We start from the raw sequence: 19048 nt of genomic DNA on the forward strand, positions 1-19048 counted from the left end.
AGTGTCGGAAAACCCAAAGCAGCCCGTTCAGACTACAATTGATCCACTGGATCAAGTGCTTTACGTCTTCACCTCGTCAGGCTCATAACCTGAAGGTCGTAGATCCAAATCCTACTCCCGCAACCAACCTTTCTAAACGAAAGCAAGGCGTTAAGGGTCGGATTAAGTATCCTTGCCACCGCGCGCCTATCTCTCTGGAAGCACTGTGGAAGCAACAGGGGTGAAATCACTCTGTGGTGAAGACGCAACACTACCTCACGCCTTGTCTCAAGATTCTCCACTAAGTTTGAAACGCGCGGGAAAAGCCTACGACTTCTGTAAGCGTTGCATCTGACCCCCTAAATCACCCCTGATCATCTCGTACCTGGCAGTTTATGATGTCCGAAAAAGGATACAGGCATCATGAATTCTCAAGCTTTAGGTGAACTCGCAAGTGACCAGAAAATCGAAAACGTCTTCCATGCCTATGGCTACTCAATTCCCGTTGGGAAGGACGGCCGTCGACTGTGGCCCAGAAAATTCAAAAATGAAGTGGGTCAACGCATGAGAACCGGACGCCTATCAACACGCGATGTCGCAAAGACATGCGGCATCTCAAGTGGTACCGCCTCCGAATGGAAAAAAGACGCCGAGCGGAAAGCATCAGGACCGCATTCCACTCTGAAGGCAAAATCGCAACCTGTATTTGCAGAGATTAAGGTTGATGCGGTCGAAGATCCGGTCCCAGAGGCACAAGGGCACATCATCTTCAAGCGCGGCACCTGTGAGGTCCTGCTTCCTTCAAATTACCCACTCAATCAGCTCGCTGCGTTGATCAAGTCATTTGAGGGCAACACATGATCGCGCCAGCAGGGAACTTCAAATTCTACGTTGCAACTAGGCCGGTCGACTTCAGGAAGGGTATGGACGGTTTAGCATCCATTGTTATGAACGAATTTGACCTCGACCCATTCAGTGGCGCTATCTTCATTTTTCGTTCCAAGCGGTCGGATCGACTCAAACTCATCGTCTGGGATGGAACTGGTCTTGTGATGACCTACAAGCGAATAGAAGGCAGGGGATTTGAATGGCCGCAAATGCGGGATGGCGTTATCAGCATCAACAAATCGCAGTTTGAAGCTCTATTTGAAGGGCTTGATTGGAAACGCGTTACACCGCGATACAGCCGACGCCCCGTGGCTGCATGATATTCTTTTATTGCTGGCAATGGTCCAACTACCGCTGTCCACGACCTCTGCAATTTCCCCTACGAGCCCATAGCCGTCCGAGGTGACCGCTGCGAGCGCACTCGGTTGATCACAGCCCAAAACAGTCGACCACTGATTGCCTGAACGATCCTCAAAAATGTTCTTGTCAAAGAACCCGGTATTTTTTCGAAGATTTTACGTGATAGAATTCAACAACAAAGCTCGTGCGAATCTAAAGCCGTTTTCCAATGCGACGTCGATTTCCTGCAATAGCTCCTTGTCACTTTCCTTTTTTGCTCCGTGGATTAAAGCGCTGCGAACTCTGTAAAAGTGTCTGAAGGCCTCTTCCGTCTTCGTGACCTCAGCGTCACTGCCACCCAATGCCCTCGAAACCTTCTTACTCAATTGTTCGCTACGTGTATTTTCTTCTGGATAAAAACGTTCAAAGATGATCGCTAGATCAAGTATTCGATCTTCTTTCGCGTATCTGCCAAATGTTCGTTGCGCTTCAGCGAGCCGGTGGATGAGCGGGGCGACAGTCGGGTATTCTGTTTCGCTCTTTCTCGAGAACAAGTTTACCGCTTCTAGGATGAGGTCAACATCTGCCGCCTTGCGTCTTCGGAATGGGTCGTGAAAGTTCCCAACAAATTCGCCAGCGCGAGGCGATGTCACCTTTTGATTTTGCCCTAAAAGTTGCGTGCTAGATTTGTGAACTGTTCCCGGGAAATCGTAGACCCAAGTAATCGGGCACCGTAAAACAACCGACAAAAGTTCTGCAAATTCTGCTGTTATGCGATGAAACAGGGGAGGCACACCCCTCGGAGATCTGTCGGGGATGGGAGCATGTACATGGCGGATTTCGGGCCGCCAGCGGAATGGCGCCGCAATGCCAAAAAACAAATCTAGATTCCGTGCCTCGACCTGATCCGGCGCTCGATTTTGAAACCATTCCGGCTCAATGTAGTCGCGCAATTCAGCGAAGGGCGCGATAAAGTAGCCATTGCCTATCTCGATTTTATGCGGAATTTCTACGCCATAAAACAGATCGACATCCAAGCCCAAGTCAAAATTACTACTCAAGGACGAGGTCGCAAGTCGCGACGCAAGCAACAGCAACGAATTGAGCTCCTGCGCAGTGTTCAGGAATTCTTTGTTTGATCGATAAAATCGCCGAGCCATCACCCCAGAAATGAATTGGGCGACGCCAGTGTAAGTGCTGCCGTCCAAAATTCCAACATGAACAGCTTCAGGTCCAAGCTGCATTCTGAGTAACGAAGCAAATGCAGGATGGATGCGCAGAAGTGATCTCACCGGTGCGAGCGCCTCTACAAGCGGCTTGTAGTATCGCCTTTGATCACCCTGCTTGGCCGTCAATGCTTCATTTTAGACTTGGTAGTAGTCCTCTGTCGGAAACGGTGTTTCGTCCTTTCCATTGTAAGTAAACTGTGTCGGGTACCCATTGGTTTCCCAATAATCTCGCAAGAAACTGTCTTGGACTTTTGCAAGTCCGCTCAAAGCATTGGACAGTCGATTTTCCCAATCCGTGGCATCAAAATTATTCATATCTTACAAAAATATAGGATCAGTTGGATGAGACAACTCTGCTTTGTTTCAACTTAATCGTTGGTACCGAGTGTGCAATGTACTTTGTGGATCGCCCCGTAACAGTCCTTCTCTGCTTAAGTGTTCAGTGGTGGCACTGAGCCCATTGCTGCCGTCGGCCAAGCTTCTGCCCTTCGCATTTGCAGCACGTCGCAATCCGCGCATTTCGGACGTTCCCAGGGACTTAGCAGGACATAGGATTGTTGTCCTTCTGAGCTTCATCATCAAAAAAGTGGCCGCGTCTCACAATGTTGAGGTCAACTGATTTAACGGAATTTTCTTAGAACAGCTTTGGTCTTGAGCCTTCCGCCAAATTTATGGAAAACAAGGCCAATTTCCCATTCGGAGTGATAAATGCCGATCAGTAGTGATCTGCCGGACAAGATTGATGACAGTCTGGCTAAAGGAATAGCGAAGGAGTTGTTCTCCGAGATCGAAACGATCACGGGAAGGAACTTTGGAAAGCCGGTCATCAATGCAGGTTCCAAGACCCTAAAACTCAGGCAGAAAAGCTGCAGGATATTGAGAAAGGTCTATGAGCCCCTGGTGTTCGACGCAATGGCTCTTGATGAATATAGAACGCTGAAGGTGATGTATCTGCGGCCCGGACTGCAGGGGTATGACAGAAAGCAGAAAATGCTCTCGGTTTCTGTCGACACGGTGCGACTGGTTGTTCAGGCTCCGTTGGACCCGATGGGTCGTGGTATGCCTACAGACATCCAGACGAATGCCGGGGTCGCCGCGATCAGCCTGCACGCAGTCGAGCGGTCGATCCAGGACGCCGGTGTGCGGAGCATCAAGGGCCTGATGGATGTGTTTGGTCGTGCAATAAACTGGGCTGGTATTGCCAACGTACAGAGGCATGAGGGACCATTTCTCGTTCCCGCGGAGTCAGGATTGGTTTGTTGCGACACACTCTTGCCGGCGCGCGCCTATGAAGGGGCGCCGGTCAAGAACACTGGTGTGCTCGTAAAGACGTTCATCGACCTTGAGCGAATGGGGCCTGCCACGCGGGCCAGATGGGACCACCTCGTAGATTTCGGCGGGCTGCAGCATGTACCGCGAGCCCTGTCAGACAAGCATGCGACATTTGAGGAATCCCTAGCGTTTCGGTTCATGGTCGAAGAGGGTCGCAAATGGGCCGAGCGAAACGCACAAGAGGATTATTAGGGCTGAAGGGTGCCTGGAGTACATCAGGCTCTTTATGTCTTTCTTACTGGACCCTGTTTGGCCCGCGCTAATTGGTTACTTTGGCAAATCGCAGCAGGCTATTTGTAGCCATGAATTCCTGCACCCGTGCTGAGAGGATCTTGGCGTCTGAAAAGTGAGACGCGGAAGCCTGGCTTCTTTTTACCGGGGTCGGTGTCTTGTAATTCATGGGCTCTTTTCCATGCATTGAGACATTCGTAAAGGATGGGCTGTTCGCTTTTTGTGAACTTCGCGATGTATGCGTCGAAGTCATTGTCAGAAAGATCCGAAAGGTTGGTTGCAAGCTTGCCCTTTTTGTCCAATTGCGCACGTGAAATAATTGAGGTTCGAGATGGAACGACTCCGATCGCCATTTCTGTGTAGGTAGCGATCGCAATCAAGTGGCCCGTGAGCTGTCTGACGTATTCAGAGACTTCCTTGGCCTCTTCAGCCGTCTTTGCAACCTCCAGCGTGTCTGCCAGTCTTGAGTTGGTGATATTCATCATCGCAAAGACACGCGCACTCTGAAAACCAACACGGCCGATGTTTGCTGTGTATACGTCCTGCGTGATTGATATTGTTTTCACAGATCCTTCTTTCTCGATCACCATAATCCATGGGATCAGTCGATAAATATTGGTTGAAATCTCACCTCGGAGCGCTCTGAGTATGCCAGCCTGCTTCATCTGATCGAATTCTGCGTTCTGCAGATTTTGACTCGTTCGTTGGGCGTGTAATGCAATGATGCCTACAGCAATCGTCGCAGCCGGAATAATGTAGCCCTGCCACGTGTACAAGAAACTGTATAAGCCACCGAGATCGGAAACAGATGTGGGTGGGGTGGAAAGCGCTGTGGCGACCCTGTCGAGCGACTCTGCAATTGGATTGGTCATAACATCCTCAAAGAAATGGCCTTTAAGAAAGCCTATGAGCAATTCTTTTGATTTCCAACGGCAACTTGCAATCCGGGGATGAGAGCGTCGTTTGTTGCGAGCCAAGCCTTCGGGAGCCAGTTCCACAGGTGCTCGTTGGGCCGAACTAAAAAGAACTTGTGAAGTAACCGCTGTTGCAAAGGACTACTCACGTTAGAATGTCCGCTTTCTGCGAGTTGTAGTCGTCTGGAGTGCGCTGCTCTGCAGCCGCCGCGAACGGCAGCTGTGTGGCCCTTCCAGCCAGGGGGATTTGGGAGAGCGCTCGGTTTGCGGAAATTAAAATGGGCTAAATCTAAGCGACTGAGGAGCGCTGACGACAGTTCGTGGCAGGTCAAAAAGCTCACCGCAGATTCGGCAACCGTCGAAGATCTACAAAATTTCTTGACCAGATCAACACCTAGCCGATAGAGATCGGGCAGGAGAAGCTGAGATGACCTTTGTAAGCTCATACATACCACAAGAACTGTGCGCGGATAATCGCGACGCAGTGCTTTGTGACGGCTTCTCTTCGACAGGTGGACTAAGACCCGAGTGATCTAACTCTACCCATATTGTTCGAACCAGGCCGTCTCTTCCCGAGGCGGCTTTTTCTTTTTCTGGAGCATAGACATGGACCATATCATCGAAACGCTGGAGGACGTCCTCCCGCACATTGTCCCCGACACCGGGATTTTTCATTTCGACCATGATGGATACTCGGTGATCAACTACCTCTACACGCTGGACAACACGTTCGACAGCGCAGTAGCGCGGGAATGCCGAGGGTTGAAATTTGACCCCAACGGCAGGCTGATCGCTCGGCCGTTCCACAAGTTCTTCAATCTGGGTGAAAAGCGCCCGGTGCAGGAAGAGCCGTGGGATGCGTCTCATGCGGTTTTGGATAAGCTGGACGGCTCGATGATCCACCCGGCGATTGTCGGGGGTGAGATGGTGTTCATGACCCGGATGGGCATTTCCGCACAGTCCCGGGCTGCATGGGCTGTTGCAGGAGTTGAGGTCAAAGCACTTTGCGCCGATATGATCGAGGCAGGGTTCACGCCGATCTTCGAGTTCACTGCGCCCGAAAACCGGGTGGTGCTGGCCTATGACGTTCCGCAGCTGACCTTGCTGGCGATCCGGCACATGCGGACAGGGGCCTACATGCCGCACGCGGAGTTGGAGGCTGTCGCCTCCCGGCACGGTGTTTCGATCGTCGCACAGTTCGACAGCGTCGAGGACGTTCATCGGTTCTGGACGGATGCTCGGGCATTGGAGGGTGTCGAAGGTTACGTCATCGCATTTGAAGACGGCCATCGGCTGAAGATCAAAGCGGATGCCTATGTCCTGCGGCATAAGGCACTGGCTGGGCTGGCGCATGAAAAGAACCTGCTGGCTTGGGTTGCAAAAGGCGCGCTAGACGATGTTTTGCCACTACTGGCACCCGAGGCTGCTGCGCAGGTTCAATCTTACCATGACGAGGTCATGAGGGCGGTTGATGTGCAGGCTGGCGAGATTGACGCCTTCGTGTCTGAACACCGGGAGTTGGCGCGGAAAGAGTTCGCGTTGAAGGCCAAGGCAGAGCTTGACCCGCGGTTGCAATCTGTCGCCTTCCGGGCGTTGGACGGGACTCCGCCGAGTAAGAGCCTGCTGGACATTCTGGAACGGGCCGCAGGCTCGGAGAACAAAGTTGAGGCAATCCGGCCGCTCTTCGGTATGCAATGGCAGCCGATCAGCACACCTGAGTGAAAATGGCGTAGGCAGAGATCTCTGCCTGCGCCGACCCTTTGGGTTGCAAGGGTCTTTGCTGGTATCGCGTGCGCCAAATAAACCTGCACCACGCGATTGGAGATCGACATACTTTGGTCGAATTCAAGACGATGATTTTCGCGGGGGGCGATTTGGAAACAGGTGCACTGGATACCAATCCTTGTTTCGCGATACTATTGACCCCTCGTAGTCCAGGCCAACTATTCCGGATGGTTGAAATGAAGGATCACTTGTCCAATCCATCCCGTAAGTCGATGCGATGTTCTTTATTGATTTGGGATCAGTGTAACCGGTTTGATGTTGGATCTCCTGTATAGACATCCCCGATGCCAACATTCTTGCGACTGCGACTTGGCGAATTTTGTGCCAATCAATTTGTGCAGTGCTGCCCATCGGTTTTCGGAGCTCGACCAGAATCTTGTGAGCATCCCTCGTTGTAAGAGGCTCAGTTTTCATCATTCGGTCGTTCTTTCGCATGACAGGAAACACATAATGCTCCGGGTCATAGCCATCTTCGAAAATCTCCAAATAACGGTATGTCATAGGGCGAAGAGGCTTCGGTATCGGGACGATCGCCTCGAAGGATCGGTCAAAATAGAACCCAAAGTTATGCCCAATTATACGATCTGAAAACCAGAAGCGTGTCGAAGTACCAAACGTATCCACTTGATGGACGAAGTAGGTCATTTGCCAGAGCTGAAGCTTCAGCAAGTTACTGATGCTCAAACCGGTTGACCATGCCAACGCGAGTAGAACGCGGTTCCGGCGTCCTCGGATGGAACTATCCCCCGACTCTTTGATGAGCGCCTGGATATCACGATCATGCACCGACAACCGCGAGCCGCCTGGTGGCTTTTCGACTTCAGGCAAAGACTCCACCCATAGATAGAAATTATTTTCAGCCAGAGATAATGCGTTCCAAATCCGAATGCACTGCTGATATCTGAAGCTGAGTGTAAAATCGCGCCAGTGACGCTCGGTTTTGTCTGTTAAAACTCAATAGGTTGCAGAATAGCTCGGAATTCTGAAATTCCGTTGCCGTGTGACCAAATGATTGCAAGTGTTATATGGATCATGAAAAACCAAGTAAACACAGCTGGTTACCAGAGTTTTTCTTCTTGCTGGGGAATTGCCGTTGCGCTTATGCAGTAGCAAAGTCACGATTAGAGACCCGCAAATGCAGGACCTCAGAGAAAGGCATTTGAAGACGAAGTATGAGCTTCAGCGCGCTGGAAGCTCATTCAACGAGATCGCACGCGAGCTTGGTTTAAGCCACAGCACGGTGCTGTCAGTGAGCAACTCACGTTCAGTTTCAGCCAAGGTTCAGGCAAGGATCGCGGAAAAAATCGGCGTTCATCCAGCTGAAATCTGGCCCGAACGCTACCCCGAATATAAAGGAGATCCAGAATGAGCCGTTAAACTCATGGGCTCTGAAATAAGCAAGGCCCCGAGGATTTTGCCGATCCTCAAGGGCCTCAAAATCGTTTAGTACCACGATCTTGCTCACTTCATCCCATCCCCACGTCAAAAAATCAAGAGAAAACGCGGCCGGCATGTCGGCCGCGACCAAAGCGGCTGTGATTGCGGCCAACATGGGATGAATAGGAGCAATGAAGGATATTCAATCTGCCTGCACAGACCTCGCGGGTTATGCAGATTCGTTCGTGACCAACGTGGCAGCCCGAATATCGAAGGCTGACCACCAGCGCGAGGCTGACTATGACAATGAGATCGTGCTGAAAGATGCGAAGATTTCGACGCTTTCTGCAGAGATTAGGGTTATCAAAGCTGATAACCGTCGCCTTCGAGCACAGCTCAACAAACTGGCGGATATGCAATTCGGCCAATCGAGTGAAAAGTCACCGAAGCGGAAGGATAAGGGCAACGTTGAGGAAGATCACGAAAAAGCACCAGCTGATCCGATGAAGCCCGGCCAAGACGGTTCATCAATTGTAACTGAACCCGAGAAGGTGTCGAAGCCACGGGGTATGAAAGGAAAACAGCCCGTCATTATTCCAGCACATCTTCCCCGAGAAGATCGGGTCATCGAGCCGAAACAGGGTACCGAGTGCACATGTGGTTGCGCCATGCGACCGATGGGTGAACAAGTGATTGAACGACTGACCTACAAACCTGCTGAGGTTCGGGTTATTCGGGAACACTATCCCAAATATGTATGCCGGATCTGCGATAAATTTGTGCAAGCAAAGGTGCCACCGCGCGCCTTCGACTATACTCGCTTTGACGATCGGTTGATCGCAGGCCTCGCGGTCAGCAAATTTGCAGATTTCATCCCAAACTATCGCCAAGAACAGATATTCAAACGTTCTGGTATCAAGTTCCACCGTTCAACAATGGTGCGGCTGATGGACGAGCTTGGGAACGCGATCGTACCGGTTCACGCGGCCCTTGCAGCGAACTTGAAAACCAGCACTAAGCTGAACATGGACGAGACGGTATTATCCCAGCTGCTGCCTGGAAATGGAAAGACGAAGACCTGCTATGTCTGGGCTTTGTGTCGCGACGACCGACGCTGGCTGGGAAATGAGCCCCCAGGTGTCGTTTTCAACTTTGAACAATCTCGGCATGGCGAACATGCTGAAGAGATCTTGAGAGGCTTTTCCGGAACACTGCAGGTGGATGGCTATGCCGGCTACAATCGCCTTACGCGTGAAGAACGGGATGGTGGCCCTCTAGTCCTCGCTTACTGTTGGGCACATGTGCGCCGGAAGTTCCTGGACGTTTTCAAAGCAACAAAGTCAAAGGAGGCGAAGAGCGTTATTGAACTGATCAATGAAATCTATGAAGTTGAGAGGTCTTTGAAGGGCAAGACAGCGACCGTTCGATTGGCGGTGCGCAAAAAAGAAACGCAACCAATAGTTTTCAGGCTGTTTACGCTGCTTCGCAAACTATCTGGTGAAATTTCGATGAAGTCGACGCTGGGTGCGGCAATCAACTACACGATGAAACTCCGGGATGGGTTGACCGTGTTTCTCGAAGATGGGCGTGTGGAATTCGACAACAATGCGGTTGAGAATACGATCCGGCCAATCGCCTTGCTGCGGAAGAACGCGCTATTTGCGGGATCCGAAATCGGTGGCCGCAATTGGGCACTGATGGCCAGCATCATCGGTACCTGCAAGCTGAACGGCGTCGAACCATATGCCTATCTGACGTGGTTGCTGGATCAGATGGCGAAGGGACATCCAAGGTTTGAATATGATAAGTTGCTGCCTTGGCATTGCCCGAAGGGTCGTTTCGGCATCGAGTAATTTTGATCACACCATGTGAGTTTAACCCATCCGGTTTCGCCGTGTGGGCCACAAGCATGGGTGGAAAGTGCGAATTCTCTGGATCTGCAAGAGCAACTCCTCTGATCCGTGAAAGCGGTTATTCACAGTCGAGAGTGTAATATCTCTCACGCTGCGGCAGCACCAAGATCAGTAAACGCGGGAAAGCGGTTGGTCATTAGGGGAGCACTTGCTGCCGCTGGCTTCCGTGGAGATGTAAGTGAAAAAGGGCGGAGCAGCAATTGCTTTGGGGCCAGGCCCAGCCAAACTACAAGGGTGGATCAATTCAGTGGGGGAGGCGAAGTTGACTAGCGACTAGCTATTTCATCCTTGGCTTGCTAGACAGGCTTGAAGAAGAGACGGTACACTAGAAAATGACAACGCCAAATTTTGCTATTGCATCGGAGCAGTTAGCACCTTCAAAAGGCGTGATGTCACCTTTGATCGGAGTTGAACTGTTTTGTGGTGCCGGGGGCCTATCCTGCGGGGCAGAGCAAGCGGGTGTTACAGTTTCAACAGCAATCGACGTTGCGCGGCCTGCAACAAGGACTTTTCAAACGAACCATCCTCATTCCCGAGTCGTTTGCGACGATATTCGAACGCTACAGGCCGATGCATTCAGCACCGGGTCCGCACCAACCGTCGTCTTTGGTGGACCACCGTGTCAGGGATTCTCTACTTCCAATCAAAAAACCCGAAGCCTGAATAATGAGGGCAACTGGCTTTTTAAAGAGTTCTTACGCTTTGTTGAAACGATAGATCCAATTGCGGTGGTGTTTGAGAATGTTTCCGGGATCACTCACACGGCGCAAGGTTTCTTTGAAGCAGAACTGAAAAGATCGTTGGTTGACCTCGGGTACGAGGTGTCATCGTTTCTGCTCGACGCCTCTCAAGTCGGGGTGCCACAGAAACGCACACGATACTTTTGCGTGGCTGCAAAAGGAAAGAAAATCGTCATCCCAACATCAAATGGTTCCATAGCGGTAACGGTTGAAGACGCAATTGGAGACCTCCCTAGCTTACAGGTAGGAGACAATTTCAACGAACTGCCATATGCGACACTACCAAAAAGTGAATATGCGGCCGCGTTGCGAGGTAACTCCGCTGAATGTGATGGTCATTTGGTGACGCGAAATGCAGAACACATTGTGGAGCGATACAAGTTTGTACCACAGGGAGGAAATTGGGCTGATATCCCTGACCACATGATGAGTACTTATCGAAATGTCAAACGGTGTCACACGGGGATTTACCGGCGCTTGCGCAATGACGAACCGTCCATAGTTTTGGGAAATTTTAGAAAGAATATGTTGATACATCCTACTCAAGACCGGGGTCTTTCTGTTCGGGAAGCTGCTAGAATTCAGTCATTTCCTGATAGTTATAGTTTCAGCGGTTCAATTGGTCAGCAGCAGCAACAAGTTGGAAATGCGGTTCCTCCGTTGCTCGCACGGCACGTGTTTACCCACTTGTTGCAACAGTTGGGGATTTAAACATGGCTACCGGCTACGACGTCAAATTTACTAGTGTTCTGGAACGCAAACTTGAGAAGGATGCCAATCGAGAGGACGTTGGGGAAATATTCCCTAGCAATGGAATAAACATATTTGATTGTTACAAAACCTTAAAGGCTCGTGTGAATGATGAATACCTGCGGGACGTCCAAGCGGGTTTGACGGCAGATACTCAAGGGGAAGCAGCTTTTACGCGACATGACATCGGGCATGTAGATGACGTTATCAGGATTGCAGGAGAGCTGATGGGCGCTGGTTCAAGCGCAAAAACACCGGTGATTGAAAAACTAAAGCCTTATGAAAACTTCGTGCTTTTGTGCGCGTGTCTTGTTCACGACGCGGGCAATGTTGAAGGACGAGATGAACATGAGCGCAGGGCAAGAAAAGTTCTGAGAGCTGTTTCCAAAGGCATTTTGCAGAACAAGGAAATTAAGGTGATTGCCGCCATCGCAGCGGCGCACGGTGGTAAAAATCCCGATCGTAGCAAGGGCAAGATCGAAAGGATATTGCGTGAGGACGGCGTTGCAGCATTGACGGTCCGTCAACAATTGCTAGCAGGACTGTTGCGTTTTGCCGACGAACTTGCGGAAAACAATAGGCGGGCTTCAAGGTTGGACAATGACGCCTCAAGGTTCCACAATCTGTACTGCGAGTGCATACATGTGCACGTCAATTATGAAGCTCGATGGATAAAACTCGATTTTGAACTCTCAGAACAAGGGTGTGAACTAAAAGGTTCACCCGAAGGACGCGAAGAGTATTTTGTCGACTATCTTAAAAGCAGAGTCATCAAGACTGAACTTGAAAGACGTTATTGTGACAGGTTCATTCGCGGATTTTGTTCTTTTGAAGAAGTGAGAGTGACTATTGAGTGGCTATATGACGAAGACGTTTGGAAAACGGAAGATTTTGTTCTGAGGGAGTCTGGATTCCCGACTGACGAGCAAAATGTTTGGCCCGATGGTCAAGAGTTATCTGGTGAAATTGTCGCTTCGGAGTACAAAAAAATGAAAGCCTGCAAAAATGCGTGATCCATTCATTGTTCATACTCCGGAGCAATTATCAGCTCAGGAAATTGCTCAATACTTTGTTGAAACGTACACGGACTTCCCTCGTTTACAGGAGCCAGTGAACATGTTTGTTCACGGAGCCCGAGGCGCTGGCAAGAGCATCATGCTAAAAAGTCTTGAGTTTGCTGTGCAAGAACTGCTCGATAAGCCAGATGGTCTCCCATATTTCGCGATTCACATTCCGATCAAACCTGTCTTTTTTGGGAATCACGAATTTCGTCGGGTTTCTGGATGGAAGGGAACGACGGTTGGTGAGCACCTTCTGTCGGTTCACTGCATGCAATATATATTGCATACTAGTGGGCAGTTTTTCCAAAGAGTGGCACCACAACAAGTAAAACAAGAATTTATTCAATGCTGGGAAGACTGCGGTGGAGAACCGGAGGATCGTGCAAGGTTGGAGGCATGCAACAGTTTGGAGGAGCTTGCCAAGTTTTGCGATCGAGAAACGCGTAAAGTGCGGCAATACTACGTGCGGCTTCCTGATGACCAAGAGCCTGAAATTTATGGAGGGGCTTTAACAGGATTTCGAGACTTTGTTCTGCCTGTCATAGAGAGCCTGCAAAACTGCGGCGAGCGCCATATCGCAAAACCGTTTGGGTTGATGGTCGACGATGCCGACAACCTACCGGTCTCTCTGCAAAAAGTACTTAACAGTTGGATTTCTACGCGGACAGTAAAGACAGCCTGCTTTAAGATCACGACACAACTCGGCTACAAGACATTTCGGACAGTAGACAATCGGATCATCGAGAGCCCTCACGACTTTTCTGAAATAAACATCAGTGGGCTCTACACGAGCAGCAGGAACAACTTTCACAAAAAAATCAAGGAAATCGTTTCTCGAAGGCTCAACATTGCAGAAATAAATGTAACTCCAGAGAAGTTTTTTCCACCAAACGAAAAACAACTGACCCGTCTCAAGGAAATTGAAGCTGCTTTGAAAGCAGGAGATCGAGATCCTTACGTTCAGTTGAAAGGTTCTGGACCCAAGCAAGATCGCGATTGGGCCCAACGCTACGCCAACCCTTCGTTGTTTCGAGAGCTCAACAATAGCAGATCTTCTCATACCTACAGTTACGCAGGCCTGCAATCAATGATCGACCTTTCATCCGGCGTTGTCCGCTGGTTTCTTGAGCCTGCCGGAAAGATGTACATAGAGGCGCAAAACGCGCTTGATGCTGGCAACAATACTATGGGAGTGACCAATATTCCGGTTGGCCTACAAGACAAGGTAATTTCTGCCTGGTCAAAAGATTTTAGAGGTTTTCTAGACACCACCTCGGTTTCGGCTGAAGACATCGGGGAAGAATCTTCCCTTCACGCTCATGATCATGATCCCGAGAGTTACAGGAAGCTCGGCAATCTGTTGGATGCAATCGGACAATTTTGTCGCAAACGTTTGCTCAATTCCACCGAAAGCGAACAGCGACTTTTTTCATTTGTGTTGAATGACGACCCTAGCGAACGGCTCCAGTCGGTTTTGCATTTGGGTGTACGACTGGGATATTTACAAAAGACCGATTTGGCATCGAAAACTTCCATGGGAGTTCGACGGCCTCGCTACATTTTGTCCAGAAGACTAGGCCCTCACTATAAACTGGATGTATCCGGTTTTGCGGCGCACTTGTCTGTGACTTGCGGCGATCTGGAGATCGCCATGCACGACCCAGACCAATTCGTAAAACTCCGGGCAAAAGAGCTTGTAGATGACAATCAAAAGTCCATTGATTTTGGAGGTTGATATGACTCTGTCGACGACTATTACATTAGGAAAACTGGGCACATTTTTTGCGGCCGAGAAGCTGATGTTCGTTGGTCGTGCCAGCTTCGAAGAAAGAGCCTACTCTGCCATCAACGAGCTTAGAGGTCATCACACGATCAATACCACTCTCTTCCGTTCCAAAGACGAAACGCCGGAGGCCATCGAGCTTCGAGAACGCTTCTCGCAGGATACAGACACTCTGATTTCACTCAATACTTTTGAACCCTTGAGTACGCAAATGACGTTGCGACGAAAAATCCAAAGCATGAGATCTCTGGATTTTGATAGACTCGTAATCGACATCTCATCGTTTCGGCGAGAAGAACTCCTTATTCTCGTTAGAGAATTGACTGAAGTGAAGGAGTTGCATGAAAAAACAACTCTAATCTACTGCCGGGCGAAAGAACACGGTGATTGGCTGTCTCAGAATGTTCGTGAAGTGCGACCGGTTATTGGTTTTCCCGGAGAGGTTTCAAGTCTGCGAAAGACGCACTTAATTGTTCTTGGGGGCATCGAAACGCACAGAGCACTTAGTATTGTTCGCTGGTATGAACCATTCAGTATTTCCTTGGGGTATGTTCCACGGCATCAAGCAATCAATGATGACGTGGCGGAACGAAACCTTGAGCTAGGTGAAAGGCTCAAAGTCTCTTTCGATCAAATTGAAGATGAGTTTGAATTCTCACCTAGCAGTGTTTCCGAAGTGATCCGCGGACTCGAGAAAACTAGTGAAAAGCATTCCGGGAAAAATATTGTTATAGCGCCATTGAACACCAAGATGTCTACCCTGGCCGTCGGACTTTTTGCAATCGCCCATCCGGAGTGCCAACTTTGTTATGCGGAGGTCGAAATTTATAATTCGAAATCGTACAGCTCCTGTGGTGAAAGCTATAGCCTTATTTCTTTTGATGAATTGCTGACCGCAGTAAGCACGTCCTAGGGCCGAACGGGTATAAATATAAGTTTCCGTATTGGCGCGTAGCGCCAATATACACCGAGGTCGCCTCTGCAGACAGGTCCCGAATCCGGGGTTGGATGCAACGCTTACCGACTTCTGTCCGTTCAAAAAGAAGAAACGCAATAGAAGAATATAATAGAAATCCCAAATTGTGATCTCTCTTAAGTTGACGGATTGTTCGCCTCTCGTTAACAGTTTCACCATTGATAAAATTTTTGTGAGTCTTACCAATTCGTCGATGTTTAATCAGCGAATTGAAATTGAACGAATATTTTTGGCTGAGACTCATAGTGTTGAGTGGCGAAAATGCTTAAATGGTCTAATCCTCTTTTTGGGGCGTTCCCCGGTAAAACTGGCCAAGAAACTCCATACACTGTAAGCGTTGCATCTGACCCCCTAAATAGCATCTGACGCTTTCGACTTCATCATGAGATACTGCCGCCAAACAGAAAAAAGGCGCTGTCATGGGGTTGGAAACCAGATCGTTCGAAGTCTACGGCTTCAAAATCGAAGTGCATGCCGGCGGACGCCGTGTTTGGCCACCTAGCTTCAAACGCTTTATAGACGAAAAGATGGATCGCGGTGAACTGAGCGTCAGCGAGATCATGAAAACATGCAACGTCTCACAATCGCTGGTTTACAAATGGCGAGGTGACGTTCGGCGGGCCGGACGAATAACAACCGACGTGCGGGAAGAAAGGGTATTTTCCGAGATCGTCGTCCAAGAGGATCCGATCGAGCCTGACGTCCCTTCCGAGATCGTTCTGCGCAGTGACCAACTCGAAATAACCTTGCCAGCTTACTATCCAGTATCAGACCTAATCTCTGTGATCCAAGCACTATCATGATCTCACCGTCCGGAAATTTCAAACTCTACCTCGCCTCCAAGCCCGTTGATTTTCGCGAGGGTATGGATGGATTGGCGGCAATCATGATGAACGAATTTGATCTGGACCCGTTTAGCGGAGCTATCTTTATCTTTCGCGCCAAACGGGCTGATAGAATGAAGATCATTGTGTGGGACGGGACAGGCTTGGTCATGACCTACAAACGGATCGAGGGTGCAGGTTTTATCTGGCCGCGGATGACTGATGGTGTCATCACCATTAACCGCTCCCAATTTGAAGCGCTGTTCGAAGGTCTCGATTGGCAACGGGCTGTTCCTCGTCATGTGCGAAAGCCAGTTGCTGTCTGATACCGCAAAGCGGACCTTGTGGCAGAACGCAGCGGATGGTGGGAAAGAGCCCATTCTTCCGGATGCTCCGCTTGCGTCATTGTCAGCTTTTGAACGAAGAGACTTCAAACAGAATATGTTGTCGACTAGGGTAGATGTGTAGGGTCAGGACCCATTGATTTTCGTTCAGCAGCGTGATTCGTGGCTCAAAAACGAGCGGTGAACATGTCTGATCTTTTCTGGCTTACGGATGCGCAGATGGCGCGTCTTGAACCCTTCTTCCCGAAATCCCATGGCAAACCTCGCGTCGATGACCGACGTGTGTTGAGTGGGATTATCTTCATTAACCGCAATGGGTTGAGATGGCGCGACGCCCCTTCGGCCTATGGCCCGCACAAGACGCTCTATAACCGCTGGAAGCGGTGGAGCGACAAAGGCATACGCGCCTGCATCCCTGGACGGAAGCAACGGAAGAAACCAGTAAAGTACGACAAACGCCGCTACAAAAGACGCAATCGGATCGAGATCATGTTCGGCAGGTTGAAGGATTGGCGCCGTGTCGCAACGCGATACGACAGATGCCCGAAGCTCTTCCCATCAGCCATCGCCATCGCAGCACTCGTTATCTACTGGCTATGAGTCCTGACCCTAGGAAATCCCAACGTTCACGGAGATTAAAGATGCTAGGCAGCTCAAGGTAGTGCCAGCCAATTTTTCCCTCAATCCGACAGTCAAGGCCAAGGTTGCCCAAGCGTAACTTGCTAAAGAACAATCCAATGTTGAGGCCACTGCGCAGTGTCCGGTAAAACCGGACAGAGCCAGGGCCATAGTCTAGCACCAGCGCTTTGGGCATCGGTCCAACTTCAAAGGCTCCACTATGGCGTAAACCTACCTTCCGCAGAACAGGACCCTGAATTAGGTCGGTATCGTAACTCGGGAACCCGCCATAGTCCCTCGCCGGTAGGGGTCCACCAAGATCACCCTTCACTAAATCAAAAAAGCGAAAGTAATCGGTCCGCTCCGTTCTGGTAACTTCATGAAAGCAGTTCTGCGCTAGAACCACCGCCAAGAAAGCTCTTTTACATGCCCCATGTTCTTCGGGCGGGATTGCAGAAAGTTGTCTATCGTGTCGTTCTTCAAATCCAAGATATCGGGCGTTCTCAAAGGTACTTTGCTTAAAGAGCGCTTGCGTAACAAGCTGCCGAAGGCTGAGCTTCAAGTCTACTACATCCGAACCACACAATTCTCTTATTCTGTCTAAGCCTACATGCATCTTTGCGCCAATATTTCCCCTTCAACGTGATATAGCGAAGTAGTCGGAACGACCTTTGGCCGTACTCTCCTACTTTTGCAACATGTACGGACGATACCTAGGAGTATACTGACATGATTTTGTGAGGGAAAGCTGTAGTCGATGCGGCTCCAGCAAAGGTCTGGTTTGTCCCGCTGAGCGGCCGTGGGCGTTCACAACCTCATCGATAAGTTGCCCCATCCAAAGACTTCTTCTACGCTTCCTGAACAGATACCAGGCAATCGGTGTCTTCGGTCGCCTCGCAACGTCAGGTTGCGGAATCTTGCATTCGGAAATTGAGGTCCAGATATGAGTACAGACACAGACGAACGCCTTGCTGCCATAGAGGAAAAGCTCGAGCATCTGGAATGGCACCGGTTCTACGATGATATTGAACGCAGAAGATCCGAGGACAGGCTCGAGTCCACTGAAACAGGGCAAGAGAAATTCATAAAGTCGACAAGTGACGGTTGGCTGAATGTGAAGATAAATGTGGCAACAACTGGTTTGCCCAGCGGTCTCTCTGTGCGTTTGTCAAAGACGGCGCAGGGCAGAGACTACGGCGTTGTTGCGGAAGGTGTCCTCAGGGGGCGGGCTTTCGACGTGACATCGGGTTTTTTGGTGGACAGCTATTCGCGATATTCTGACATGGTCCTGAAATCTCGTCTCAAATCAGGTGGCTCCGTCATAGTGAATGGAGAGAGTTATGACCGCGACGTTATCATAACTTATCGTGACGGCGGTGCCTCCAAATCGATTGGCCCATTTCACTCAAAAACCGATCCGACCAATCCGCCACCAACTGGCACAACAGACATAGAGATTCCGGATTTCCCCCATGACCTTGGAAAGGCCTACCCGCCACATGGGACTGTGTGGTTTAGAATTGGTCATTCGGGTGACTTTTACGTCCATGCCGGAAGGATCTCCGAAGGTTGCGTGACTTGCGACCCAGCGACATGGTCAAAAGTCTTCGAAGTCATGCACAAATCGAGGGCGGGAGACGGCTTAAGCGTGGGCAAGCTAGACTTTGCGTAGTCCAACTACTGATGAAACGGGTATCTAGGGTCTGGGGTCATAACCAGTGGGTGACGACAGCAGACCAGGTGATGGCCGAGATGACAACCTTCGGTTATCGGTCGTACCAGGTCGCGTCCGCGCATGCGGTCTTTGAGCCTGCCGAACACTGCCTCCAAGCGGATGTGCCGCGTGTATCTCCGTTTGTTATATTTGACGGGCGTCTTGCGGTTCTTCCGGCCTGGGAAGCAGACGCGCAACCCATTATCCTAAAGAGCGCCTCTGAACCTCGCAGCGCAATTGCCACGATCCAT

Annotated in this window: 17 protein-coding genes and 1 pseudogene; 14 read left to right on the forward strand and 4 right to left on the reverse strand. The window is 50.2% G+C overall.

What is annotated here, in order from left to right; all coding sequences use genetic code 11:
- Positions 1-402 precede the first annotated feature (402 nt).
- Both J7380_RS19145 and tnpB (J7380_RS19150) read left to right on the forward strand, forming a co-directional pair.
- The gene (locus J7380_RS19145; protein ID WP_209198091.1) at positions 403-840 is read left to right on the forward strand and encodes a hypothetical protein; all 438 of its coding nucleotides are present in this window, start codon (positions 403-405) and stop codon (positions 838-840) included.
- Positions 837-1187, forward strand: coding sequence for an IS66 family insertion sequence element accessory protein TnpB (gene tnpB / locus J7380_RS19150; protein WP_209198093.1), 351 nt, complete (start codon positions 837-839; stop codon positions 1185-1187). The genes J7380_RS19145 and tnpB (J7380_RS19150) overlap by 4 nt, the downstream gene beginning before the upstream one ends.
- A 195-nt stretch (positions 1188-1382) precedes the next feature.
- Here tnpB (J7380_RS19150) and J7380_RS19155 read toward each other — a convergent pair whose 3' ends face one another.
- Positions 1383-2561 carry a HEPN domain-containing protein gene (locus J7380_RS19155; protein WP_209198095.1) on the reverse strand — a complete coding sequence of 393 codons (1179 nt, stop codon included), beginning with the start codon at positions 2559-2561 and terminating at the stop codon, positions 1383-1385.
- 582 nt (positions 2562-3143) lie between these two features.
- On the opposite strand from J7380_RS19155, the gene J7380_RS19160 reads away from it, so the two are divergent.
- Positions 3144-3959, forward strand: a complete 816-nt coding sequence (locus J7380_RS19160) for a hypothetical protein (protein WP_209198097.1) — start codon at positions 3144-3146, stop codon at positions 3957-3959.
- A 98-nt stretch (positions 3960-4057) separates the two neighbouring features.
- Here J7380_RS19160 and J7380_RS19165 read toward each other — a convergent pair whose 3' ends face one another.
- The gene (locus J7380_RS19165) at positions 4058-4996 is read right to left on the reverse strand and encodes a hypothetical protein (protein WP_209198098.1); all 939 of its coding nucleotides are present in this window, start codon (positions 4994-4996) and stop codon (positions 4058-4060) included.
- Positions 4997-5518: 522 nt separating this feature from the next.
- Between J7380_RS19165 and J7380_RS19170 the strand changes: the two genes are divergently transcribed.
- Complete coding sequence (locus tag J7380_RS19170; protein WP_209198100.1) at positions 5519-6634, forward strand: RNA ligase; 1116 nt, start codon at positions 5519-5521, stop codon at positions 6632-6634.
- 123 nt (positions 6635-6757) lie between these two features.
- Here the strand turns inward: J7380_RS19170 and J7380_RS19175 are convergent, their stop codons facing one another.
- On the reverse strand, positions 6758-7525 hold the full coding sequence (locus tag J7380_RS19175; RefSeq protein WP_209198102.1) for a site-specific integrase: 768 nt from the start codon (positions 7523-7525) through the stop codon (positions 6758-6760).
- A gap of 307 nt (positions 7526-7832) precedes the next feature.
- Here J7380_RS19175 and J7380_RS19180 point away from each other — a divergent pair, with 307 nt between their 5' ends.
- The 10 genes from J7380_RS19180 to J7380_RS19225 all read left to right on the forward strand — a co-directional run bounded on the left by J7380_RS19180 (position 7833) and on the right by J7380_RS19225 (position 18755).
- Positions 7833-8066: a helix-turn-helix domain-containing protein gene (locus J7380_RS19180; RefSeq protein WP_039541392.1), complete on the forward strand. Its 234-nt coding sequence runs from the start codon at positions 7833-7835 to the stop codon at positions 8064-8066.
- Between the two features lie 199 nt (positions 8067-8265).
- On the forward strand, positions 8266-9927 hold the full coding sequence (locus J7380_RS19185) for an IS66 family transposase (protein WP_209198110.1): 1662 nt from the start codon (positions 8266-8268) through the stop codon (positions 9925-9927).
- A 392-nt stretch (positions 9928-10319) separates the two neighbouring features.
- Complete coding sequence (locus J7380_RS19190; RefSeq protein ID WP_209198112.1) at positions 10320-11438, forward strand: DNA cytosine methyltransferase; 1119 nt, start codon at positions 10320-10322, stop codon at positions 11436-11438.
- A 2-nt stretch (positions 11439-11440) separates the two neighbouring features.
- Positions 11441-12490, forward strand: coding sequence for an HD domain-containing protein (locus J7380_RS19195; RefSeq protein WP_209198114.1), 1050 nt, complete (start codon positions 11441-11443; stop codon positions 12488-12490).
- On the forward strand, positions 12483-14273 hold the full coding sequence (locus tag J7380_RS20465) for a hypothetical protein (protein WP_247742656.1): 1791 nt from the start codon (positions 12483-12485) through the stop codon (positions 14271-14273). The genes J7380_RS19195 and J7380_RS20465 overlap by 8 nt, the downstream gene beginning before the upstream one ends.
- Positions 14239-15234: a hypothetical protein gene (locus J7380_RS19205; protein ID WP_209198122.1), complete on the forward strand. Its 996-nt coding sequence runs from the start codon at positions 14239-14241 to the stop codon at positions 15232-15234. Before J7380_RS20465 ends, J7380_RS19205 begins: the two co-directional genes overlap by 35 nt.
- Before the next feature lie 482 nt (positions 15235-15716).
- On the forward strand, positions 15717-16100 hold the full coding sequence (locus J7380_RS19210; RefSeq protein ID WP_209198124.1) for a hypothetical protein: 384 nt from the start codon (positions 15717-15719) through the stop codon (positions 16098-16100).
- Complete coding sequence (tnpB, locus tag J7380_RS19215) at positions 16097-16447, forward strand: IS66 family insertion sequence element accessory protein TnpB (RefSeq protein WP_209198126.1); 351 nt, start codon at positions 16097-16099, stop codon at positions 16445-16447. The genes J7380_RS19210 and tnpB (J7380_RS19215) overlap by 4 nt, the downstream gene beginning before the upstream one ends.
- Before the next feature lie 204 nt (positions 16448-16651).
- Entirely contained in the window at positions 16652-17065 is a 414-nt protein-coding gene (locus tag J7380_RS19220; RefSeq protein WP_209198128.1) for a transposase, read from the forward strand.
- 961 nt (positions 17066-18026) lie between these two features.
- Positions 18027-18755, forward strand: a complete 729-nt coding sequence (locus J7380_RS19225; RefSeq protein WP_209198130.1) for a hypothetical protein — start codon at positions 18027-18029, stop codon at positions 18753-18755.
- Between the two features lie 94 nt (positions 18756-18849).
- Here J7380_RS19225 and J7380_RS20470 read toward each other — a convergent pair.
- Positions 18850-19045: pseudogene (locus tag J7380_RS20470) on the reverse strand (IS5/IS1182 family transposase); the annotation flags it as partial.
- Positions 19046-19048: the final 3 nt, after the last annotated feature.

Origin of the sequence: Ruegeria sp. R8_1 (genome assembly GCF_017743815.1) — a bacterium.
Classification (GTDB): Bacteria; Pseudomonadota; Alphaproteobacteria; order Rhodobacterales; family Rhodobacteraceae; genus Ruegeria; species Ruegeria lacuscaerulensis_A.

Coding starts and splice junctions, on each gene's coding strand:
- J7380_RS19180 (WP_039541392.1), top strand. CDS start 7,833: ATGCAGGACCTCAGAGAAAGGCATTTGAAGACGAAGTATGAGCTTCAG.
- tnpB (WP_209198093.1), top strand. CDS start 837: ATGATCGCGCCAGCAGGGAACTTCAAATTCTACGTTGCAACTAGGCCG.
- J7380_RS19190 (WP_209198112.1), top strand. CDS start 10,320: ATGACAACGCCAAATTTTGCTATTGCATCGGAGCAGTTAGCACCTTCA.
- J7380_RS19225 (WP_209198130.1), top strand. CDS start 18,027: ATGAGTACAGACACAGACGAACGCCTTGCTGCCATAGAGGAAAAGCTC.
- J7380_RS19210 (WP_209198124.1), top strand. CDS start 15,717: ATGGGGTTGGAAACCAGATCGTTCGAAGTCTACGGCTTCAAAATCGAA.
- J7380_RS19205 (WP_209198122.1), top strand. CDS start 14,239: ATGACAATCAAAAGTCCATTGATTTTGGAGGTTGATATGACTCTGTCG.
- J7380_RS20465 (WP_247742656.1), top strand. CDS start 12,483: ATGCGTGATCCATTCATTGTTCATACTCCGGAGCAATTATCAGCTCAG.
- J7380_RS19160 (WP_209198097.1), top strand. CDS start 3,144: ATGCCGATCAGTAGTGATCTGCCGGACAAGATTGATGACAGTCTGGCT.
- J7380_RS19170 (WP_209198100.1), top strand. CDS start 5,519: ATGGACCATATCATCGAAACGCTGGAGGACGTCCTCCCGCACATTGTC.
- J7380_RS19220 (WP_209198128.1), top strand. CDS start 16,652: ATGTCTGATCTTTTCTGGCTTACGGATGCGCAGATGGCGCGTCTTGAA.
- J7380_RS19185 (WP_209198110.1), top strand. CDS start 8,266: ATGAAGGATATTCAATCTGCCTGCACAGACCTCGCGGGTTATGCAGAT.
- J7380_RS19145 (WP_209198091.1), top strand. CDS start 403: ATGAATTCTCAAGCTTTAGGTGAACTCGCAAGTGACCAGAAAATCGAA.
- tnpB (WP_209198126.1), top strand. CDS start 16,097: ATGATCTCACCGTCCGGAAATTTCAAACTCTACCTCGCCTCCAAGCCC.
- J7380_RS19195 (WP_209198114.1), top strand. CDS start 11,441: ATGGCTACCGGCTACGACGTCAAATTTACTAGTGTTCTGGAACGCAAA.